Raw genomic sequence first — 20194 nt, 5'->3', positions numbered from 1 at the left:
ACTTATGAGGTCTTCATTATTAAATTTTTTTTGGATATACCGTACTATAATATCATTATTGTATCAAAAGATGACACGGGCGAATAATTTCATGAACTGCCACAGTCTCTTGTTCCCGGACATCCTGAAAAGCTCCCGCGCGAGTATGGACGGCCTGTCAATGTCGCCGTATCTCGTGATGGTTTCGAGTATCTCCTCATCATCGAGCATGGCTACGGCCTCGTTGATGTCATCGTCGCTCATTCTTCTGTATATGTCCCGGAATTTCATGCCGAACATGAACTCGCGGCCGATCTCGGCCTTCCAGCGTTTTTCATATTCCATAAGCCTTTGCTCGCCGACATTGCCTTCCGCGGCGGCTTTCGCGGCCACCTCTCCGGCGATTTTCGCGCATCTGGCCCCTGTAAATATTCCGCCATATGATACTGGCTTGACATGCCCTGCCGCATCCCCTACGATCATAACTCCGTCAGTCACCGTTTTCTTAAGCGTTCCCACAGGAACTCCCCCGACGATCATGTCTACGGAAGACCTTGCTTTTTTCGAGACGATACCGTGTTCGGTTATTAACCTGTTAAGGTACATATGAGCATCCGTATCGGTCAGCAGGCCGATCCTGCAGCAATCTCCCGATGTAGGGACGCACCACGCAAAATAGTTGGGGACATACTTCCGTCCCGTAAATATCTCCACATATTCCGGATCTCTGGGCTCATAGCTCGCCTCGACCTGGACCCCGGAACAAATATGCGGCACTCGCCCCAATCCTGCATATTTTGCTATCTTGCTTTTAACGCCATCGGCCCCTATAACGATCTTTGTTTTAATCTCGAGGTCCCCTCCTTCGCCGCTGGCATAAAGGATAGTCCCTTCACGTGTCTTTTTGACGGACCTGGCGCTTGTCTTCAATAGTATCTCGGCTCCGGCTGATGCAGCGCTCCTAGCCATCTCCCTGTCGAAGATCTTTCTTTCTATCACATATGTCATCGTTCGGCGGCCATCGATCACCACTGACCTGTTATTCGGGGCATAAACGAACGCGCCTCTTATTTTTTTGTTGATGAACGGGCCTTCGGCCAGTTCACACTCTTCGAGAGCCCTGGTGCTGATATGGCCTGTGCATGATACGGGTGATCCTATCGCGTTATGTTCCTCGATCAGCAGGGTCCTTGCGCCGTTCTTTGCAGCATATTTGGCCGCCATCGACCCCACGGGGCCCGCACCTACAACGACTACGTCATATTCCATTTTTTCAACCCGGGGTAAGCCTCTTATCCTTAGTAAGTGTCTACTATTTTAAAGTATCTTAAAGTAACCCGTACGCTAGCTTTAAGTCTTTTAATATAAACTATTATTATATAATTAGTATCTGGCATGTGTCGATGAAGTTATAGTCTTTAAACGCAATATTGGGTTCATAGCTTAAAACGGTAATAATGATGACGGAGTATAAACAATGCATACTGGTCAGGGAAGACCTGAAGCTGCCAAAAGGCAAGATGGCTGTCCAGGTGGCTCACGCGGCCTTATCCTCTTCTGAGTGGGCGAGGCCATCGGTTCTCGAGGAGTGGAAGCGCGAAGGCCAAAAAAAGATCGTGCTGAAGGTAAATTCCGTGGAAGAGCTTTTCCGGTATAAGGAAGAGGCTCGCAGGATGGACATCCCGACCGCGCTCATACAGGACGCAGGATTGACGTGCGTGCCGCCCGGCACCATAACCGCGCTCGGAATGGGGCCTGCGGAATCTATCAAGCTTGATAAGATCGTCGGCCATTTAAAACTGATGTGATCAAAGGTAATAACATGATAATAGGTTTCACTATTAACAAGATAGAGTCAGCGAGGCATGTCCCGCTGGAAGAATTGTCCAAGTATAAGAATATTAACGTTAACTATGATCTCAACCTGAGAAACCTTTCAGTGGTAAAGAGCCCGGCAGTGCCCGAAAAGGTTCTAAGGGTGGAATACACGGTGACGATCAATTATCTTAACCCGTCCATCGGCTACATAAGGTTCGAGGGATATTGCGACCATGCCGGAGGGGATGCCGAAAAAGCCTTCAAGGACTGGGAATCAGGCAAAGCGGATACCGGCATCCAGAACGAGGTCGCCAACAACATGATGGTCAGGATCACGCCGCTGGCAATGCTGCTTTCCCAGAACCTTAACCTTCCGCCCGCGGTGCCCGTGCCCGTTATAAACTTCCAGAAACCGGAAGCCGGCGGGGCCAAAGATGACAAATTCGATTTCTATCACGCGTGATGCTCAGTGAGGCAGAGTGAATTCGAGCTTGAGCGGCTCATGGGCATTGAGGCATACCTCACGGATGAAGATGGTATCGGCGGAGACCTGAGAGTTAACGTTGATGACTTTAAGGTAAACGAGATATCTGACATCAAGGCGGGCAAAACCGGGGATCACCTCATCGTCAGGGTTAAAAAAGAGAACTGGGAGACGCATCATCTGATCCGCGACCTGTCAAGGCAGCTTGGCATAAGCGAAGGAAGGATCGGCATAGCCGGGACCAAGGACAAGAGGGCAGTGACGACCCAGTTGATGAGCATAAGCGGTATCTCCGAGGAAGAACTTAATAATGTAAATTTGCCGCGCTTAGAGCTGACCCCTGTCGGCCGGTCCGGGAAGAACATCGGTCTCGGGGACCTTTTCGGCAATGAGTTTGACATTACGATAAGGAATATCGGGCTCACGGGTACGGAAATCAACGAAAGGCTCGCATCCATAACTTCTAAAATCAACGCCGGGGGCGGTGTCCCGAATTATTTTGGCTATCAGCGCTTTGGCATTAAACGTCCCGTCACTCATCTGGTCGGCAAAATGCTTGTAAAGGGCGACATAGAGGGCGCTGCAATGACATATATCGCGCGATCTTTCCCCTGGGAAAACGAGGAGAATCGACAGATAAGGGATGTAGTGATGGATACGCGGGACTTTAAGGAAGGCGTTAAGCTATATCCTCTTAACCTGAGATACGAACGCACCATGATGCATCACCTGATAGAGCATCCCGGTGATTATATCGGGGCTTTCAGGTCGCTATCCCCTAAACTTTTAAAGCTTTTTGTGCATGCGTATCAGTCATATCTCTTTAATAAAGTGTTGAGCAGGCGGATAATCAAGGGCATATCTATTGTAGTTCCTGTCGTAGGGGATGTCGTATGTTTCGTCAACGACCGGATGGAGCCGGATACGTCAAGGACTGATGTGGTCACTCGTAAAAATATGCCCGACATCATGTACCTGTTGAAACGAAAGAGGGCGTTCATCACTTTGCCTCTGATCGGAAGGGACACAAAGTTCGATGAGGGCGAAATAGGTGAGATCGAGAAGAACGTCCTTGACGAGGAAGGCATAACTACGGATGATTTTGTGGCCGGGCAGATACCCGAACTGACGTCGGCAGGGCTAAGACGTGAGGTGCTGTTAAAGGTGACGCCGTCGTTCACGGCCCAGGATGGCCTGGCAGACATCCGGTTTTTCCTGCCTAAGGGTTGCTATGCGACCACCGTGTTGCGGGAGTATATGAAGTCGGACCCGGAAAGGATGGACTGATAGCACTCTTGCCATTAATTTTTTACTTAAAAAGTCCGTATTTTCTTTATTATTTGCATTTTTCTTCACTATTTTATCAATAGTGGCATTTATTGAAAAATAATCTTAATTATATGCTATTTAATATAATATTATGACAGATATATAGGTTGGTGAACGATATGGTTGAGAAAAGCGCGATGATTGGAAGAGAGCCGCATGCTCCGGCAGAACTTGAAGAGATCGAGGACTTAAAGATCAGGATAGTGAATCAGCTAAGGGATGCGGAGGTCCAGTTCCCGATCAGGAACAAGGATGAACTGAAGGGCATTTACCCTAAGGGCACGCCGCATACCTGTATGTTCAAAGGTAAAGAGATCTCCATCCATGAGTTCATAGATATGCTCGATGACAGCGACTTCCCGGTAAAGAATGCTGGCGACGCCGCTACACTGCTGACCAGCAAGTGTATGGTAGTTAAATAATATTATATAATATAAAAACAAATGTATACATAAATACTGGTGAACTTTATGGTTGAGAAGAGTTCTTTGATAACTGGAGAGGAATCGGCACCTAAGGAAATTGCGGAGATCGATGAGCTTAAGATATTATTAGTGGATCAGATGAGAAAGGCCGAGGTCAAATTCCCGATCAGGAACAAGGATGAATTGAAGCGCATTTACCCTATGGGCACGCCGCAGACCTGCATATATAAAGGTAAAGAGGTCTCCATACACGACCTTATAGAATCACTCGAAGAGAGCAGCTTCCCGATAAATAATGTCGGGGACGCCGCGACGCTTCTGACTAGTAAATGCTTAAGATAAATAGAGATATAGTCACTCTTTAATCGCCATGTGTCATGCGCATTAAATAGAGTTGACTATACTATTTTATTATTTTAAAGGCTAGGGGGGATGACTTAGATGTCATCATCCTCATCATGCATGTCAATGCCGCCGAAAGAATCCTCCCCCGAGTAACCGGGACTGAATTCATCCTCACCTTCTCCGATACCTTCCGGTGACATTCCTTCGTAATCCGTATTAACGTCATCGATCGTCGGCTTCATTTTTTGCTTGACGCTTGAACAAAAGTATAGCGCAAACGTATCCATGTCTTCAATGAGGACAAGATTGTTCTTGTGTACTGCTATTGGGATATACATAACGACCCTGTTTTTAAAACTAAAATACGTCATGGTTTTTATAACTTTCCGTAATACATGAAATTAAAAAATAAAAAATGAAGGGTGATACGCTTTATCGATATCACCCCGTACAACCATTTGCAGTCAGGTGTAGTTTACCGGGTGATGGCTGATACGATCCTATCGGTCATATGTCCACTAATGATCAGCGACATTTTTTATTATATCAACCATTTTACGGGTCATTATACTGTCTTGACTGTAGCAATACTACTGCTGTTGCTGAGGAAGTTGCTGCGGCATTTGCTGGAACTGTTCCTGTGGCATCTGCTGAGGTGGCATTTGCTGGTACTGTTCCTGTGGCATCTGCTGAGGTGGCATTTGCTGGTACTGTTCCTGTCCATACTGCATACCCGGGCTCGGGCCAGCCTGTCCCATGCCTCCCAGGCAGACTGTATAGGTCTGCGGGATCTTGTACGTGACAGGAGCATAAGCCGTCGCCGGCACCTGTACCGGGCATACGCCCTGAGCACACTCTGTTCTGTATGTTGTCACAGGTACCTGTTCAGGTACTATTACCGCCTTAGGAACGGTCACCACGGACTGTTGCGGGACGGTGACAGGATACGTGTATGTCTGCATCTGGGTCGTAGTGGTCATGTATGGCACCATCTGCGTAGCAGGGATGTTACATGATATTGTAGCGACACAGTCTTCAGGCGCGCCATAGCTTACTGCGCTGGCAGCAGCACCACAGCCACTTCCGTATCCTCCGTATCCTCCGTATCCGAGTCCATATCCTCCGTATCCGAGACCGCACCCTCCGATACCGCATCCGTCAAATGCTAATGCGGGGGCCGCGATCATCATCACAGCAATTGCAGCCGCTGTTACGAATAATATTTTTCTTAACATGTTTAGAACCACGCCTCCTTAATCATTCGAAATGATGTTTTAATAATAACGATAAATATATTATCATTTTTAAATGCGAAATAAAATAAAATAAATGTGATTATCTAAAATAGGCGCTAATTAAGAGTAATTATATGAAACAGGAACTTTTACGATGAGTAAATATTCTGTAATTATTTTATCATTTATTATCTTTATTATATTGCTTGCTAAAAATGATCTGTCAATAATTGTTAATATGCCAGTGTTTACACACCTTTCACAACTATCCTGTGTTCACACGTCGGGATCAGGGCAAAAATCAAAAGCATAAGCTTCAAGAAAATGTTTAATAGTAATTATTCCCATTAACTTTTGTGAACTATAAAAATGAAATCGATTTTCATTGCCTCGATAAATGCAAGAAGCGGTAAGACGGTCATAACGCTGGGCATAGCGTTGAACTCAAAGGTATACACGGGCTTTTTTAAACCGTTCCAGGAAAAGATGATCACTGTGAACGGGCATCAAATAGAGGAAGATGCATACCTTATGCAATCTCTTGTCGACTTTGAGGCCAACCCGAACGAACTTTGTCCGTTCCCTCGCGAAAAACTTCCGAACATAACGATGGACCAGATAGTCGACGCGTATAAAAAGGTCAGCAAGGATAAGGAACTGATGATAATAGAGGGCATGGAATACATTACGACCGGTTTTCTCTATGGCATCTCCGCGTATGACATTGTGGAGACGCTAAAGTCCGACCTGATACTGCTGACGGACTCCCGCCCCGAATCACTTGACAGGGTAGCGATGATAAAGAACTACCTGGACTACAGGAATATCCCGCTAAAAGGTGTCATCCTGAACCTTTGTAATGACGTGGGACTTGAAAACTTCTTAATAGGTAAGGGTATACCAGTCATTGGCTCCATGCCTTATACTCCGTCCTTGAGGACGCTCCATGTTTTCGAGATAGTTGAAGAGCTGAACGGGATAGTACTTACGGGCAACGATAACCTGAACAACCTGGTGGAAAAGACGCTTATCGGCGCCATGTCAAAAGAATCTGCTTTGAAGTATTTCGAGAGGGTTCCGAACAAGGCGGTCATAACAGGCGGCGATCGCAGCGACATATTAATGACAGCCCTTAACACGTCCACGTCATGTATCATACTGACAGGCGGGCTTCTGCCGTCACAGGAAGTCATTAATCGTGCGAGGTTCCTTGGGGTGCCGATGATATCCGTGAAAGAAGATACATTATCCGCGTCCGAGGCTGTTGATAACATGATCGCGCGCATTGACCCTACGGATGAGAAAAAGATCAAGACGATCAAAGAAGAGGTCGCCAGGAACGTTGACCTCAGCCGTATATGGGGTTAATATCGGGCCTGATGTGTATAAGATTTCACTCTAAGATTTCACTCTTTTACTAACAAATTTATTTCCTATTTTACCATTATCTTAAAAACACAGAGTGTTAACGTCTTTTTTATTTCCGGGCATTTTTCTCATTCACTATGGTTCACATTATTTTGAATAATTGTGAATCTGTTTTGAGCTGGCCTTTTTTATGTTATGAATAATACATATTTTACATTGAATTTGATTTTAGGATAAAAAATTGAAATGGATTATGATGCGGATGTATATTTACCGCTATTTTTTAGAAAAATGGCGTAATATTGCTAATTATTATCCTAATAAAAAATATTAGTGAAATAGTAAACAATTAAATACTTGAAAATTTTACATATATTGTGTAATATATTGTGTTAATCTGTGTTTAAGTGCTAAATACAGATAAAAATTGTTAAAATCTCCAAAAGGCTTAAATATTAAGAGATACTACAATTCACTTGTCAATTGCGGCAGTAATTCACAGCTGAATGTTCGGATTGTGAACAGAAAGCTGGATAACGACGATAATACCTGTCTATGGGGATGGATGGGTTCATCATGACCGAAAAGCGGCAATGGACAAAGGATGGATTGGATTGGCAAAAACATCGTGCTGCCCTTCCGGGTGGCTTACGATCATCTAAACGGCAAAAAGGGATGGATTGGATAATAAAAACGATTTTTAAAAACGAAAAAACGAGATGACGGCAACTATGGGGATGGATGTCGCTATCATAAGGAACGGCAATTAAAAAGGGGATGGATTGGACGATATCGCGGCAATGAACCCGCGCTGGCGGTCCGCAAGGGCTGTCCATGTATGAAAAACTTAAAAACGGGGATGGATTGGATTGGAGTTAAGGGATGGATGCCGATGGAAATTAAATTTAGTCTGGATGAAAATAGCGGCAAGGTTAAGGATTTTACCATCTCAGGATCTAACACGGACTTCGGTTCCGATGTATTAGCAAAAGTTATACGGTCTATCAAAGAGAGCCTTGAGGCTCAGTCAACACCGGCTCCCGGGCCATCAGTGATGTCAAAGGATATCGCCGACCTTTCTAAGGATAAGCTTACAATCAAGGAACGGCTCAAGTTATTTTTAAAATTTGAGTACCGCAGCAGATGGTTTAACACTATCGATGTGAAAGAGCGTTATGGGAGACAATACGGGGAAGAGATAAAGCTCAGCACAGTTTCAACATACCTTTCACGCCTTCACAGTGAAGGGTTCCTCGAAAGGCGCGGTAACAGAGTATCGCGGGAATATCGTATTCTCGACGAAATTGACGAAGGATCACAATTAACTATCGCAGAAAAGTCAGACGTACCCCCCCTACGCTGACTTTTCATGCGCTGATCAGTTTTTGAGTATTATTATTACCACGAAGGCTTCTAAGGCCTACTATTTTTCACCACGAAGCGCACGAAGGCGAACAAGGACCACAAATTTGTTAACCACGAAGCGCACGAAGGCGAACAAGGACCACAAATTTGTTTTAAGTATTTGCCATCTTCTAAAAGAGTCCTTTGTGTTCCTTGTTCGCCTTTGTGCGCTTTGTGGTTGACAGTTTTGTGTTCCTTGTTCGCCTTCGTGCGCTTTGTGGTTAACAAATTAGTGTTCCTTATTCGACTTCGTGCGCTTTGTGGTTGATAAGACGACTAAATATGACATGGTCTACTTAGTTTCTATAAAAACAGTTCTTATACAGTCTCCTCTTCAGAAAATTCGAAAAGTGAAGATTGCAGGTTGATCGATCCTTTTCCGGGCTCCATGTCATAGCCGATGAGGTCGTCAAGATTAACGGCATACACAGTATTCCTTTTTTCGATCACGAGTACCTGGCCTTTGATCCCGAGGACTTTACCGGAAATGGCCATCTCCTCTTTAGGCTCGATCAGAATTGGCTTCATCCTGATCTCGTCCCTGAAATACTTAAAGCTCATGACGCGTTCCGCGTCATAGTCCCTGTAGATATCCTGTAACAGCCGTTCACTCACTCTTTTAGATATTCCGTTAAGCTTATCTTTATATGAGACCTTATCCCGAATGCTTTGCGCCATGGTCTGCTCTCTTCTTCTGGCAAGTTCGCCGTCGGGCAGCCTGACTATCTCAAAGCCGATATCAGCGCCCTGTTCCTTCAGTCTTGTCTCAAGCCGGTGTGTCTTTGACACTCCTACTTTCAGAATATCGGGGGCGAAAACCGCGAGATATACGGAATGCTCGATACAGCACGTCTTAATGGATTTCAGGCACTCGCCTTTACATATGATACAGGGATCCGGGGCCGCGCATCTGCTACAGTACGGATGATCATGGCTTTCACAGGGGATATACTGGTCTCCTGCCCATCTGCCCGCGCATCCACGCTCTTTCAGCACCATGGCTATGTCATTAGAAATGTCAATTTCCTTCAGCCTCGGATAGACTATCAGGGACTTATCTATCGATGAATAACCAATGATCCTCATTGTCGTTAATTAATTCATTCAAACTAAACTTATATAAAATTTGTTTAAATAAATGGAACATCTTTCTTAAAGACATTCTCCGGTAAATTTTATTTTCACACCCGACTAAAACATCTATTATGATAAAGATGGAGATCGTATATTTTGAGAAAGCGGGAGACAGGAATACTGATGATACTATCGCCCTTGCCGTGAAGAGGGCAAAGGAGGCAGGCATTAAATATGTCGTAGTCGCAAGTTCCAGCGGCGAGACCGGGGTTAAGGCGGCAAAAGCGTTCGAAGGCACGGGCGCGAAGGTGATCGTTGTCGGGCACGCTGTAGGGTTTTCAAAGCCCGGCGTCAGCGATGCCGAAGAGAAATATGTCAATGAGCTAAGATCCAGGGGTGTGCCGTACGTGCAGCAGACACATGCCCTTTCCGGCGTAGAGCGGTCAATAAGCAGGAAACTCGGCGGCGCATCGCGTGTCGAGTCCATTGCGGACGCGTTAAGGAGCGTCGTGAGTGTCGGCGCTAAAGTGTGCGTGGAGATCAGCATTATGGCCGCTGACGGCGGATATGTGCCCGTAGACGATGAGATCATCGCCATAGGCGGCACATGGGGCGGCGCGGATACGGCATGCGTGATAAAGCCTGCACATGCGAACAATTTCTTTGACCTGCATATCTTAGAGATAATCTGCATGCCCAGGGACAAATCCAGGGAGTGAATCTAACTTTTTTATTTTTTTACAAAATCTAGCGAGATGTCTCTATATCTGCTATTTTATACTATCTTTATATTCACCTCTACGGTACACTATTTTTTTAACCACTAAGTGCACGAAGGCGAATAGGATACACTAATTTGTTTAAGTATATACTTATCTTCAGAAAAAGTTATTTGTGTACCTCGGTCGCCTTCGTGCGCTTTGTGGTGAAAAATTAGTGGTCTTTGTTCGCATCTGTGTGCAGTGTGGTTTAAAAATCATCGCTTCTACTATGCGATTGATCTTATCAAAGATGGATTGGTATTTTCTAATGAACTAACGAAATATACTTTTATTGATATACCATTATGGAAAAACATCCTGTTACAACCGATTGTAATATCGTTGGTCCCTGTTTATCGATTTTATTAAATATTATATAGGTACTATCTAAGCGCGTACGTGATTTGGATGACAGATGTTTTCGAGATAACCAATAAAGACCTGCTGGGCAGGATAGGGAAATTATACACTCCTCACGGCGTCGTGGAGACACCCACGGTCATGCCGGTCATAAACCCGAACCTCAGGCTGATAGAGCCTAAAGAACTAAAGAGGTACGGGGCCCAGATGCTCATCACTAACTCATATATCATTTACCGGTCAGAAAAATTCAGGCAGGATGCCTTAAAGCGCGGCCTTCATGCAATGCTCGATTTTAACGGTCCGATAATGACAGACTCGGGATCATTCCAGCTATCCGTTTATGGTTCCGTTGAAGTGAACAACAGTGAAATAATCTCTTTCGAGAGGGATATCGGCACGGATATAGGAGTGCCTCTGGATATCCCCACCGCGCCGGACGTGCCGTATGAAAGGGCAAAAGAAGAGCTTGAGATAACGCTGGAAAGGCTGGGTGAGGCAAGGCAGTATTCGGGTAATATGATGCTTGCAGGGCCGGTACAGGGTTCGACTTACATGGACCTCAGGGAGGAGGCGGCCAGGCGTGTCTATGCCATGGACTTCGATATTTACCCTCTGGGGGCCGTAGTGCCTTTAATGGAAAACTATCGCTATAAGGACCTGGTGGATGTCATCGTAAGGTGCAAAACGGGGCTGGGCTCTGATGCGCCTGTACATCTCTTCGGGGCCGGGCATCCGATGATGCTGGCTCTTGCGGTATCGCTCGGGTGCGATCTATTCGACTCCGCCGCTTATGCGCTGTACGCGAAGGACGGCAGGTATCTTACCGTGGACGGCACGTATCACATAAGCCAGTTACAGCATCTTCCGTGTTCGTGCCCTGTGTGCATGTCGCACACCGCAAAAGACATCGCATCGGCAGATGAAAAGACCCGTACAAGGCTGCTGGCTGAACATAACCTGTACGTTACGTTCGAAGAGATCAGGCTCATAAAGCAGAGTATACTTGACGGTGACCTGATGGAGCTTGTGGAGAGGCGCTGCAGAAGCCATCCAAAGATGCTTTCCGGATTAAAGCGCATGATGGACCATTCGGCATATATCGAGAGGTTCGACCCCGCTACAAAATCCACGTTCTTCTACCTGGGACCTGAGTCCGCGAAGAGGCCTGAGGTCATAAGGCACAACAGGCATCTTAAGAATCTTACAGTGAATGGAAAGATCCTTATATCTACCAGAAAGGACGTCAGCCGCGAGGGCTATGATAATTTTTACATGGTGAAAATGCCATTCGGGGTATTCCCGGAAGAGCTAAAAGAAACTTATCCCATCGGGCAGTCGGAGACGATAAGCGAACTGGGCCCGGAGGAGAGGGATTCGACACTGGAGAACATACTGAGTTTTATCAGGGACCATCCCGATGCGGAACATACTTTCGCGTATGATGAAGTATGGGAAAGCCCGCGGATAAAGGATATTGAAAAGGCGGCTAAGGTAGTTCACCTGGGATAACATCAGCTCTAAAGTTCAAAGCTTCTTAATTTTTTTTATTACAATATTTTTAAATTTGCGTCTTTACAGGCGCAGTCCGATCATTACACGACATCCACAGGCGTATTTTTCATAAGTGTTAATCGAGACACAAACGTTTATATCATGAGGAGTTACATCATTATGATTATTGCCGTTCTTGGGGCCGCGGCCTTTGCTGATGGTGAAACCTGCATCAAGTAAGCCTGCGAATAAGGTCTTAGGAGCGATCGATGCGCGCAATAAGTGACGGGGTTGAATAACGGCATACAGGTATGTATGTTATGATCGGTGGCTAATATGGAAGAAACGGTACTTGTAGATGGCATCAACGTTTATTACGAGGTGGAAGGTAAAGGCGAAGACCTTTTACTCATTCACGGTATGGGAATGTCCGGCGAGATATGGAAAGAGACCATTAAAGCAGCGTCGCGCTTCTTCAGGGTCATAGCTCTCGACCTTCCGGGTTTCGGGTCGTCGGATAAGCCTGACGCTAAATACGGCATACCCTACTATGTCGAGTATATCAAAAAATTCATGGATGCCCTGGAAATAGAGGAAGCATACGTCGCCGGTGTATCTTTCGGAGGTTATGTCGCTGCATCCTTCGCATCTAAATATCCGGAAAACGTCATCAAGCTCGTATTAACTTCTCCCATGGGGCTGACACCGATGCCTGCGGGAGTCAAGGGCGTACCGTTTTCTGATGGCGTGTTGAACGTCACTTACTGGCTGCTCTCTAAAAACAAGAACCTGTTCAAGAGTTTCGGACAGGACTCGTTCTATGATAAAAGCTTCATCACAGACAAAATGATAGACGAACAGTGGTCAATGATGAAAGACCCGCGGTATCGAAAAGCGTTACAGAAAAACGCAAGATATCTTTCCCGGCTTCATCCGGAGTACGTCGACACCTTAAAGGCTATAGTTTCTCCTACGTTGATAATCTGGGGTAAGGAGGACCGGATAATGCCTGTGTCGGACGCCCAGAGGTACCGGGGCTATATTCAGGGCTCACGGCTTGTGATGCTGGATAGATGCGGGCATATGGCGCCGATAGAGAAAAAGGAAGATTATAATAAAGCGCTTCTGACATTTTTGGGCGAGGTCGATATATACTACCAGGAAGAAGCCTGACATCAACCAAAAAGTACTTTTTTAGATGCGGTCAATATGTGGGATATTATATTGAAAAATCAAGGTGTTGGATATGTCAGACCTTTTTGACCTCAAAGTGGGATATATGAACTTCAGTAATCCGGTGGCTGTCGCTTCCATGGCAGGTATCACTGACAGTGAGTTTTTCGAAAATTTTCTGGATGCAGGTCTTTACATCCTCGGCGGATACAGCATCGACGAAGCGACAATGAACGCTTCGGCCGAGATCGTAAAAAGAGGCAGAAAGGAGTTTGTTTCTGATAATATATTTGAACTGATGGAGTCGGAGCTCAAGAAAGTGTCCGGACGCGGCGTCGCAATAGGGCTGAACGTGCGTGCGACGAGTGTCGAGCCTTTTGTCAGGGCTGCCGAACTTGCAAAAAAATACGGGGCAATGCTTGAGATAAACGCACACTGCAGGCAGGATGAAATGGCCGCCATAGGCGTCGGGGAGATCATGCTGAAGGACCGCGTGGGGCTTGCCAAGATCGTATCCGAGGTTAAAAAGACCGGCGTCGTGCTTTCTCTTAAGATGAGGTCCGGGGTCGTTGACGAGGTAAATCTTTGCCGGCTGCTAAGGAAGGCCGGTCTTGACGTCGTACATATCGATGCCATGGGATTAAGAGGTGCTAACCTTAATGTCATCAAGAGGCTCAGGGACGGGACTGACCTGTTCATAATCGGCAATAACTCTGTGAAGAACTATGAGACGGCGCAGGCTATGCTCACGGCGGGCTCCGATATGATATCGGTGGCAAGGGCTGCGATGTCCGACCCGCGCGTGATAAAGGGCCTTGCCGGTTATGTCGCGGACCTGCAGAGGCAGACCGGATGGTATAACGCGCCTTCCCATATATGCCGCGGAGGCGATCTCCGGGGGCTGACATGGTGCTGCCCGCCCATTAAGGACTGCCCGATACACTCCGCGCTCAATCGCGCTAACCTGGATCCCGAACAGTTCGCAAGGATCAAGATCGGTTTCGGAAAGGACACAAAGCTCGATAAGGCTCATTCCACATGCTTCGGGAGCATGATATGGTGCTGTAAATTCAACAAGCCATGCTATCTCAGGGACGATTCTATGGAAGGGAACCGTATGGACTCTAAGGAATATGTGGCTTTAAAGAAGAAGCTCTCCGAAGAGATAATAAAGAATATTGACAAGGATAAGGTTATCACCTGATATGAGCCCGAATCTCGATCCTCCCTATATAGCCAGATGCGCGGTCCTTGCCATGGCACTTGAAGTTTCCGGAACGCCAAAACCCGGGAACATTGACCGCGACCATGATTACGTTGATACGAAGTATGAAGATTTTATAGCGGCAGCCATAGGCGTGTTCCCTGTCATGGAAAAGGCATGCACTGGCGGAGGCATAGGCGAACTGATACTCGAGGCCTCTGATGAGTGCGTTAAATGGCAATCGGGAGGTAACACTCATTTTGGAGCTTATATCCTTCTTTTCCCGCTCATAAAAGCCGCGATGTCCGGGACCGATCATCTTAAGGAGAACGCCATAGACATTGTCAGGGACACAACGGTCAATGATGCCGTTGATTTTTATAAGGCTTTCAGCAAAGTCGCTGTCAGGATGAAAGACTCCGAAGACCTGGACGTCAGGGATGACAGTTCGCTGGAAGAGCTTCGCGAACGCGGGCTTACCATGTATGATATAATGGAAATATCCTCGAAGAACGATATGGTGGCAAAAGAATGGGTGAACGGTTTCGCAAGATGCTTCAAGGCCGGCCGGTCGATACTGGAGAAGCGCAAGACCGGCTCACTGAACGACGCTACCGTGCTGACATATCTGGAACTTCTGGCTGAGGAGCCTGATACGTTCATAGTTAAAAAATATGACCTGGAGAAAGCTCATTATACCCAGAGACTTGCGATCGATGTGATGGACCGCAGAATGACGCTGAACGAACTTTCAAACCGTCTTTATATGGAAAAGATAAACCCGGGCTCGACAGCCGACATAATCATAGCCGGCCTGTTCATCGCTTTATTGAGCGGGTTGAAGGTGTGAACTGATGTCATTGGAAGAAATGTTGCCGGATGGAATAACGGAAGTCATTGTCACGACCATCTCAAGCGAAGGTATCCCCAATGCCGCCCCCATGGGCATAGTAAGGCGAGGGGACCGGATGGTGATAAGGATGTATCCGGGCACCAGGACACTTAAGAATGTTAAGGAGACCGGATATCTTGTCGCGAACTTTACCCTTGACCCGCTCATCTATGTCACATCCGCTTTCGAAGACTTGAACTGCGGGTTCTTTGTGTTCGAACAGGGCATGCTTCCCCCAAGGTTAAAAGATGCTTTCGGCTGGGTGTACTTTAAGTGTAAAACGGAAGGTGTCGTCGAGCTTGAACCTGTAGACGTTAAAGTCGTCGAGCGCAGGGTGCCCAGGTTCAGCAGGGGTTTTGCAGCGGTGATAGATGCTGCCATACTGGGCACAAGGATGCATTTGTTCAAGGAAGACGAGGCCCGGAAAAAATTCCATGAATATGACGTTATAGTGAATAAGTGCGGCGGATCAAAAGAATTAGAGGCGATGAAAAAATTGAAGGAGATCCTTGGTTTTGATGGACATCCTCAATAGTTCTTCTTTCTGAACTCGTTAAGTATCCCGAACAATATGCCGCAGATAAAGCCTATCGCTGTGAACAGGGCCCTTGTCTGTCCGGAGACATCAAGTCCTGTAAGCAGATTGATCCCGTCCAGCAGCGCCGCATTAAAGTTGGGGAATAATTCAACTATCCAGCCTAAAATATAACCGAAAATTGCGCCGAACACAGCGCCGAGCAATACTCCTAAGACCATTTTAACACCTGACTTCTGATAAGTCGATCTTCAAATATTCTCATATTTAGTTGTATAAATATGTATTCTACGTATATTGTTATTACTCTGATGAATTCTTGATTTAATTCACCTTTTTATAAAGTAATTTATAGTTATATTAATATAATTATCTGGCATATATATTATTGTGGTAGTATGAATACGCTAATAGGCGAAGCTCTAATCGGCGAAGGAGTTGAGGTCGCTCACATCGATCTTGCTGTAGGCTCTAAAGGCAGCGCGTTTGAAACAGCTTTTATTTCGGCACTTGCATCTCCGTCGAGCCAGCATACTCCATTGCTTGCCGTCCTGGAACCTAACATGATGTCTAAACCGGCCACATTGATGGTTAACAAGGTCTCGATCAAGAATGAGAACCAGGCAACGCTCATATTTGGCCCGGCACAGGCCGCTGTCGCCAGAGCTGTCGTTGATAGTGTCGCAGAGGGGATCATAACTAAAAATGACGTCGAGAACATCTTGATCATCGTATCTGTTTTTATTCACTGGAACGCCAGGGATAAGAAAAAGATCTACGAATATAATTATGAGGCCACTAAACTGGCAATTAAAAGGGCATATCACAGAGAACCAAAAATTGAAGAGGTCTTATCAAAAAGGCAAACATCAAAGCACCCCTTTATGCATTAAAAATAAGCTCTCTATCAATATTTTTTGCGATCAACTTGCATATTTTTTGACCTTTTTTATCTGGTCCATATATTTTGATGTCTCGCTTAATTTTTTCTGCTCCAGCCGCACTATTGTGTCTTCGAATGTCCCTGCCAGTGAATAGTAAAACACGCTTCTGTTACCATCATCGATGTTTTTCTTATTGGCGATTATCAGGTTTTGCTCTCTTAGCTGTTTTAACATGACGCTAACGGTGGATGATTTTATACCCGTCATGATCTCTATGTCACGACCGCTGGTCTCCTTCGAAAGAGCGACGCATACAAGTATCTTTGCCATCGCTTTATTCATTCCCGAGTTAGCAAGTAAATTAATGAATTCTTCCTCTTGTTCGTCAAATACACATATTTCAGCGCGTCTCATTTTTATTACCCTTCAAATTTCCTTAAAATAAATTGTTACTTAAAACTAAATTATATACATATATCATTTTTGCTCGATATGCTATTTTTGATACTTTTCATGTCAAAAAATAGGCCATATGAGAACATATTTGTACATTATACAAAATAAATATTACTCTTTATTGTAACATGTATTTTTGTTATGAATGTAAAAATGACATTATTACATTTATTTAATAGTTATACTTATGATGTCTGATTATACATTAATAATAATGCACATTTATTTTCTTTAAATAATAAGTACTTATTTGATCCATCATGATCTCAGGGTATCTTCCGGCATCCTTCACCGCAGGTGTTACAGATGCTGTCCTCCATCGGCATATTTGATCCGATGCTGCTCATGATGCCCACCTTATTCTCGCTGACCTTCATGACGTCAAATAATTTGTCCCAGTTCAAAGTGGTCGCGACGCAACCCGAATGGTCCAGCATGACCCCTATGGATGGTATCTTATACTTATGCATAAGGTCGAGCCCTTCCTTGACCTCGCACAGGCATCCCACGCCTATTATGGCTTTAGGCTGATATTGCTTTATCATCCTTATTATGAAACTGGACCCCGGAACAATGAAAAACTTATAGCCAAGGCCTTCCGCGAACTTGCGCGCCTCGGATACTCTGCATTGTCCGCAATCTTTACACTTTATACCCTCCGGGGACAGTCTTGCCGGACAATTAATGGAGCGGACGCACTGTGGTATGAATATTGCCCTCTCCGTATACGGTATCTTTCTGAATGTCGGGCACATCGCTTTATTCCGAAGGTATATGCTTATCCTGTCCATCCTCGAGTCATCTATGCGCAAAAGCCTGAGCACAGCCCTTATGGGACCTTCAAAGAAAACCAGGCTGATGATCATGACGTTCGGGAACAGGAAGTTGCCTGTCTTGAACGAATATGCGAGCAATATCAGGACTATAACAATGATAACTATCGATAATAATAGGGCTATCAATAATAATGACCCCAGTATCGTGGCAAGAAATGAAAATGTGGATGTTATAGTCTCTATCAGGTCCATGATACTTAATTTAAGTAAATGTCGATTATAAATATCTTCCGCGCACTCGAAAAATATCTATATGATTATATTAAATATATCAATTTTTAAGGCGGCCATCGCCCATGTAATTTTATATACTAAAAATGCATCTAGAATGAAATAAGAGGTTTGATACTTGAGCAAGCATTATCTTTTAGGGAATGAAGCTATCGCACGGGGGCTGCTCGAGTGCGGCGTTGACGTTGCGACAGGATATCCGGGTACACCATCGTCTGAAATACTGACGGCCCTTGCACAATATGCTAAAGAGAATAAATTTCATATTGAGTGGTCAGTCAATGAAAAAGTAGCGTTAGAGGTGGCCATAGGGGCGGCGTGGACAGGAGCTCGCTCGGTATGCACCATGAAACACGTAGGCCTGAACGTTGCTGCAGACCCGTTCATGACGCTTTCGCATACGGGCGTCGTCGGAGGCCTTGTGCTGATCTCTGCGGACGACCCGTTTTGCCATTCATCACAAAACGAACAGGACAGCCGTATGTATGCGAAGTTCGCAAAGATACCCTGCTTTGACCCTCAGTCACCGGGCGAAGCAAAAGATATGCTCGCATATGCCTACGAGTTCTCTGAAAAGTTCCAGACGCCGGTAATGCTGCGTCCTACGACAAGGGTGTCTCATGCGAAATCCGATGTGGACGTATACGAACTTCAGTCCAGGGATCGTGCATATGAGTTTAAGAAGGACATAGAGCGCTTTGTCGTTCTTCCGAAACATACCCGCGTTCTCCTTAAAAAGCTTAACGAAAAACAGAAAGCGATGAGCAAGGAGCTTGCTTCTTCGCCCTGGAATAAACTGAGCCTGAAGGAAGGGGCCAAACTTGGTATTATATCCTCAGGCGTAGCCAGCGTTTATGTAGAAGAGGTACTGGACGGTATCGGGATCCCTGTATCTTATCTCAAGATAGGCGCGTATCCTGTCGATGACTCGCTTATCCGGGAATTAGTGACCAGCGTAGAAAAAGTCCTTGTGATCGAGGAGCTTATGCCGCTGGTTGAAGAGCAGGTAAGGATGTACGCTCCGTTTGAAAAGGTCTCGGGTAAGCTTAACGGAGCAGTGCCGCACGAGGGCGAGTTCGACGTAACGCTTGTGTCAGGCATCATTAAAAAGGCTCTTGGATTACCGGTCCAGAAACCGGCTGATGTTAATGTGGACATCGAGATACCGCAGCGTCCGCCTGCACTTTGTCCGGGATGTCCGCACCGCTCCACTTTCTATATCATGAAGAGCGTCTTTAAGGACGAGTCTATCTTTGCTAGCGATATCGGGTGCTATACGCTCGGCACTCAGCTGGGGGCCGTCGATACATGCCTTTGCATGGGCGCAAGCATAACCATAGCGTCAGGCCTGAGCCATTCCGGCATAAAGAACAAGGTCGCATGCACGATAGGCGACTCGACTTTCCTGCATACGGGTATACAGGGATTGATAAACGCCGTATACAACAAGGCCAATATCACCGTGGTGATACTTGATAACCGTACGACGGCAATGACGGGCCACCAGCCTCATCCCGGTACCGGGGCGACGATCCTGGGGGACCCGGTTACAGAGGTCTCTCTGGAAGCGCTGGTCAAGTCATGCGGAGTAGAGCTCTTGCAGGTCGTCGACCCGTTCGATCCGGAGACTACGAAGGCGGCTTTCAAGAAAGCTTACCAGACAGACGGCGTCAATGTCATCATAGCAAGGCAGCCCTGCATCATAACCGCTAAAAAGATGGGTATAAAGAGGAAGCCAATGGAAGTGATCGAGGACCTTTGCGAAGGATGCAGGAGATGCGTCAAGTTCGGATGCCCTGCGATCGAGTTCGAGAACGGGAAGGCAAAGATCACCGATGCATGCGCAGGCTGCGGCGTATGTACCAAAATATGCCAGTTCGGCGCCATAAAGATAAGGAGTGATTAAA

General features: G+C 45.9%; 22 protein-coding genes. 15 read left to right on the top strand and 7 right to left on the bottom strand.

Features of this window, described 5'->3' with window-relative positions:
- Nucleotides 1–63: 63 nt before the first annotated feature.
- Complete coding sequence (locus CUJ83_RS11780; RefSeq protein WP_230742517.1) at nucleotides 64–1248, bottom strand: NAD(P)/FAD-dependent oxidoreductase; 1185 nt, start codon at nucleotides 1246–1248, stop codon at nucleotides 64–66.
- Between the two features lie 191 nt (nucleotides 1249–1439).
- On the opposite strand from CUJ83_RS11780, the gene pth2 reads away from it, so the two are divergent.
- The 5 genes from pth2 (at nucleotide 1440) to CUJ83_RS11755 (ending at nucleotide 4377) form a co-directional block, all read left to right on the top strand.
- Nucleotides 1440–1787 carry a peptidyl-tRNA hydrolase Pth2 gene (pth2, locus tag CUJ83_RS11775; protein WP_369424292.1) on the top strand — a complete coding sequence of 116 codons (348 nt, stop codon included), beginning with the start codon at nucleotides 1440–1442 and terminating at the stop codon, nucleotides 1785–1787.
- Nucleotides 1784–2260, top strand: coding sequence for a hypothetical protein (locus tag CUJ83_RS11770; RefSeq protein WP_230742515.1), 477 nt, complete (start codon nucleotides 1784–1786; stop codon nucleotides 2258–2260). The genes pth2 and CUJ83_RS11770 overlap by 4 nt, the downstream gene beginning before the upstream one ends.
- 6 nt (nucleotides 2261–2266) lie before the next feature.
- Nucleotides 2267–3568 (top strand): tRNA pseudouridine(13) synthase TruD, encoded by a 1302-nt coding sequence (gene truD / locus CUJ83_RS11765; protein WP_230742514.1) that lies wholly within the window; start codon nucleotides 2267–2269, stop codon nucleotides 3566–3568.
- A gap of 161 nt (nucleotides 3569–3729) precedes the next feature.
- A complete protein-coding gene (locus tag CUJ83_RS11760) occupies nucleotides 3730–4032 on the top strand; it encodes an MTH865 family protein (protein ID WP_230742513.1) in 303 nt (100 codons plus the stop codon).
- Nucleotides 4033–4080: 48 nt separating this feature from the next.
- A complete protein-coding gene (locus tag CUJ83_RS11755; protein WP_230742512.1) occupies nucleotides 4081–4377 on the top strand; it encodes an MTH865 family protein in 297 nt (98 codons plus the stop codon).
- 95 nt (nucleotides 4378–4472) lie between these two features.
- On the opposite strand, the gene CUJ83_RS11750 is transcribed toward CUJ83_RS11755, so the two are convergent.
- Nucleotides 4473–4718 carry a hypothetical protein gene (locus tag CUJ83_RS11750; RefSeq protein WP_230742511.1) on the bottom strand — a complete coding sequence of 82 codons (246 nt, stop codon included), beginning with the start codon at nucleotides 4716–4718 and terminating at the stop codon, nucleotides 4473–4475.
- A gap of 252 nt (nucleotides 4719–4970) precedes the next feature.
- A complete protein-coding gene (locus tag CUJ83_RS11745) occupies nucleotides 4971–5615 on the bottom strand; it encodes a hypothetical protein (RefSeq protein WP_230742510.1) in 645 nt (214 codons plus the stop codon).
- Between the two features lie 369 nt (nucleotides 5616–5984).
- Between CUJ83_RS11745 and CUJ83_RS11740 the strand changes: the two genes are divergently transcribed.
- Both CUJ83_RS11740 and CUJ83_RS11735 read left to right on the top strand, forming a co-directional pair.
- Entirely contained in the window at nucleotides 5985–6983 is a 999-nt protein-coding gene (locus tag CUJ83_RS11740; protein ID WP_230742509.1) for a phosphotransacetylase family protein, read from the top strand.
- An 892-nt stretch (nucleotides 6984–7875) separates the two neighbouring features.
- Nucleotides 7876–8346, top strand: a complete 471-nt coding sequence (locus CUJ83_RS11735) for a hypothetical protein (protein WP_230742508.1) — start codon at nucleotides 7876–7878, stop codon at nucleotides 8344–8346.
- A 359-nt stretch (nucleotides 8347–8705) separates the two neighbouring features.
- Here the strand turns inward: CUJ83_RS11735 and CUJ83_RS11730 are convergent, their stop codons facing one another.
- Nucleotides 8706–9473: a DUF2797 domain-containing protein gene (locus CUJ83_RS11730; protein ID WP_230742507.1), complete on the bottom strand. Its 768-nt coding sequence runs from the start codon at nucleotides 9471–9473 to the stop codon at nucleotides 8706–8708.
- Between the two features lie 119 nt (nucleotides 9474–9592).
- Here CUJ83_RS11730 and CUJ83_RS11725 point away from each other — a divergent pair, with 119 nt between their 5' ends.
- The 6 genes from CUJ83_RS11725 (at nucleotide 9593) to CUJ83_RS11700 (ending at nucleotide 15880) form a co-directional block, all read left to right on the top strand.
- On the top strand, nucleotides 9593–10180 hold the full coding sequence (locus tag CUJ83_RS11725) for a pyruvate kinase alpha/beta domain-containing protein (RefSeq protein WP_230742506.1): 588 nt from the start codon (nucleotides 9593–9595) through the stop codon (nucleotides 10178–10180).
- A 450-nt stretch (nucleotides 10181–10630) separates the two neighbouring features.
- Entirely contained in the window at nucleotides 10631–12094 is a 1464-nt protein-coding gene (tgtA, locus tag CUJ83_RS11720; protein ID WP_230742505.1) for a tRNA guanosine(15) transglycosylase TgtA, read from the top strand.
- A 318-nt stretch (nucleotides 12095–12412) separates the two neighbouring features.
- Nucleotides 12413–13249 carry an alpha/beta fold hydrolase gene (locus tag CUJ83_RS11715; protein ID WP_230742504.1) on the top strand — a complete coding sequence of 279 codons (837 nt, stop codon included), beginning with the start codon at nucleotides 12413–12415 and terminating at the stop codon, nucleotides 13247–13249.
- A gap of 73 nt (nucleotides 13250–13322) precedes the next feature.
- Complete coding sequence (locus tag CUJ83_RS11710; protein WP_230742503.1) at nucleotides 13323–14453, top strand: methanogenesis marker 9 domain-containing protein; 1131 nt, start codon at nucleotides 13323–13325, stop codon at nucleotides 14451–14453.
- Between the two features lies 1 nt (nucleotide 14454).
- Nucleotides 14455–15303, top strand: a complete 849-nt coding sequence (locus CUJ83_RS11705) for a triphosphoribosyl-dephospho-CoA synthase (protein ID WP_230742502.1) — start codon at nucleotides 14455–14457, stop codon at nucleotides 15301–15303.
- Nucleotides 15304–15307: 4 nt separating this feature from the next.
- Entirely contained in the window at nucleotides 15308–15880 is a 573-nt protein-coding gene (locus CUJ83_RS11700) for a DUF447 domain-containing protein (RefSeq protein WP_230742501.1), read from the top strand.
- Here the strand turns inward: CUJ83_RS11700 and CUJ83_RS11695 are convergent.
- Nucleotides 15874–16101: a hypothetical protein gene (locus tag CUJ83_RS11695; protein WP_230742500.1), complete on the bottom strand. Its 228-nt coding sequence runs from the start codon at nucleotides 16099–16101 to the stop codon at nucleotides 15874–15876. The genes CUJ83_RS11700 and CUJ83_RS11695 overlap by 7 nt on opposite strands.
- Before the next feature lie 177 nt (nucleotides 16102–16278).
- On the opposite strand from CUJ83_RS11695, the gene fae reads away from it, so the two are divergent.
- Nucleotides 16279–16773, top strand: coding sequence for a formaldehyde-activating enzyme (fae, locus tag CUJ83_RS11690; RefSeq protein WP_230742499.1), 495 nt, complete (start codon nucleotides 16279–16281; stop codon nucleotides 16771–16773).
- A gap of 30 nt (nucleotides 16774–16803) precedes the next feature.
- Here the strand turns inward: fae and mreA are convergent, their stop codons facing one another.
- Entirely contained in the window at nucleotides 16804–17178 is a 375-nt protein-coding gene (mreA, locus tag CUJ83_RS11685; RefSeq protein ID WP_230742498.1) for an MreA family transcriptional regulator, read from the bottom strand.
- Nucleotides 17179–17486: 308 nt separating this feature from the next.
- On the bottom strand, nucleotides 17487–18248 hold the full coding sequence (locus CUJ83_RS11680) for a DUF116 domain-containing protein (RefSeq protein ID WP_230742497.1): 762 nt from the start codon (nucleotides 18246–18248) through the stop codon (nucleotides 17487–17489).
- A gap of 157 nt (nucleotides 18249–18405) precedes the next feature.
- Between CUJ83_RS11680 and iorA the strand changes: the two genes are divergently transcribed.
- Nucleotides 18406–20193 (top strand): indolepyruvate ferredoxin oxidoreductase subunit alpha, encoded by a 1788-nt coding sequence (iorA, locus tag CUJ83_RS11675; protein ID WP_230742496.1) that lies wholly within the window; start codon nucleotides 18406–18408, stop codon nucleotides 20191–20193.
- Nucleotide 20194: the final 1 nt, after the last annotated feature.

The sequence above is a fragment of the Methanooceanicella nereidis genome (genome assembly GCF_021023085.1).
GTDB classification, from domain to species: domain Archaea; phylum Halobacteriota; class Methanocellia; order Methanocellales; family Methanocellaceae; genus Methanooceanicella; species Methanooceanicella nereidis.
This window is presented reverse-complemented; position numbering and strand designations above follow the sequence as displayed.

Excerpts from the sequence above, each read along its gene's own strand:
- CUJ83_RS11780 (WP_230742517.1), bottom strand. The coding sequence starts at position 1,248 with ATGGAATATGACGTAGTCGTTGTAGGTGCGGGCCCCGTGGGGTCGATG.
- pth2 (WP_369424292.1), top strand. The coding sequence starts at position 1,440 with ATGACGGAGTATAAACAATGCATACTGGTCAGGGAAGACCTGAAGCTG.
- CUJ83_RS11760 (WP_230742513.1), top strand. The coding sequence starts at position 3,730 with ATGGTTGAGAAAAGCGCGATGATTGGAAGAGAGCCGCATGCTCCGGCA.
- CUJ83_RS11755 (WP_230742512.1), top strand. The coding sequence starts at position 4,081 with ATGGTTGAGAAGAGTTCTTTGATAACTGGAGAGGAATCGGCACCTAAG.
- CUJ83_RS11750 (WP_230742511.1), bottom strand. The coding sequence starts at position 4,718 with ATGTATATCCCAATAGCAGTACACAAGAACAATCTTGTCCTCATTGAA.
- CUJ83_RS11745 (WP_230742510.1), bottom strand. The coding sequence starts at position 5,615 with ATGTTAAGAAAAATATTATTCGTAACAGCGGCTGCAATTGCTGTGATG.
- CUJ83_RS11740 (WP_230742509.1), top strand. The coding sequence starts at position 5,985 with ATGAAATCGATTTTCATTGCCTCGATAAATGCAAGAAGCGGTAAGACG.
- CUJ83_RS11735 (WP_230742508.1), top strand. The coding sequence starts at position 7,876 with ATGGAAATTAAATTTAGTCTGGATGAAAATAGCGGCAAGGTTAAGGAT.
- CUJ83_RS11730 (WP_230742507.1), bottom strand. The coding sequence starts at position 9,473 with ATGAGGATCATTGGTTATTCATCGATAGATAAGTCCCTGATAGTCTAT.
- CUJ83_RS11725 (WP_230742506.1), top strand. The coding sequence starts at position 9,593 with ATGATAAAGATGGAGATCGTATATTTTGAGAAAGCGGGAGACAGGAAT.
- tgtA (WP_230742505.1), top strand. The coding sequence starts at position 10,631 with ATGACAGATGTTTTCGAGATAACCAATAAAGACCTGCTGGGCAGGATA.
- CUJ83_RS11715 (WP_230742504.1), top strand. The coding sequence starts at position 12,413 with ATGGAAGAAACGGTACTTGTAGATGGCATCAACGTTTATTACGAGGTG.
- CUJ83_RS11710 (WP_230742503.1), top strand. The coding sequence starts at position 13,323 with ATGTCAGACCTTTTTGACCTCAAAGTGGGATATATGAACTTCAGTAAT.
- CUJ83_RS11705 (WP_230742502.1), top strand. The coding sequence starts at position 14,455 with ATGAGCCCGAATCTCGATCCTCCCTATATAGCCAGATGCGCGGTCCTT.
- CUJ83_RS11700 (WP_230742501.1), top strand. The coding sequence starts at position 15,308 with ATGTCATTGGAAGAAATGTTGCCGGATGGAATAACGGAAGTCATTGTC.
- CUJ83_RS11695 (WP_230742500.1), bottom strand. The coding sequence starts at position 16,101 with ATGGTCTTAGGAGTATTGCTCGGCGCTGTGTTCGGCGCAATTTTCGGT.
- fae (WP_230742499.1), top strand. The coding sequence starts at position 16,279 with ATGAATACGCTAATAGGCGAAGCTCTAATCGGCGAAGGAGTTGAGGTC.
- mreA (WP_230742498.1), bottom strand. The coding sequence starts at position 17,178 with ATGAGACGCGCTGAAATATGTGTATTTGACGAACAAGAGGAAGAATTC.
- CUJ83_RS11680 (WP_230742497.1), bottom strand. The coding sequence starts at position 18,248 with ATGGACCTGATAGAGACTATAACATCCACATTTTCATTTCTTGCCACG.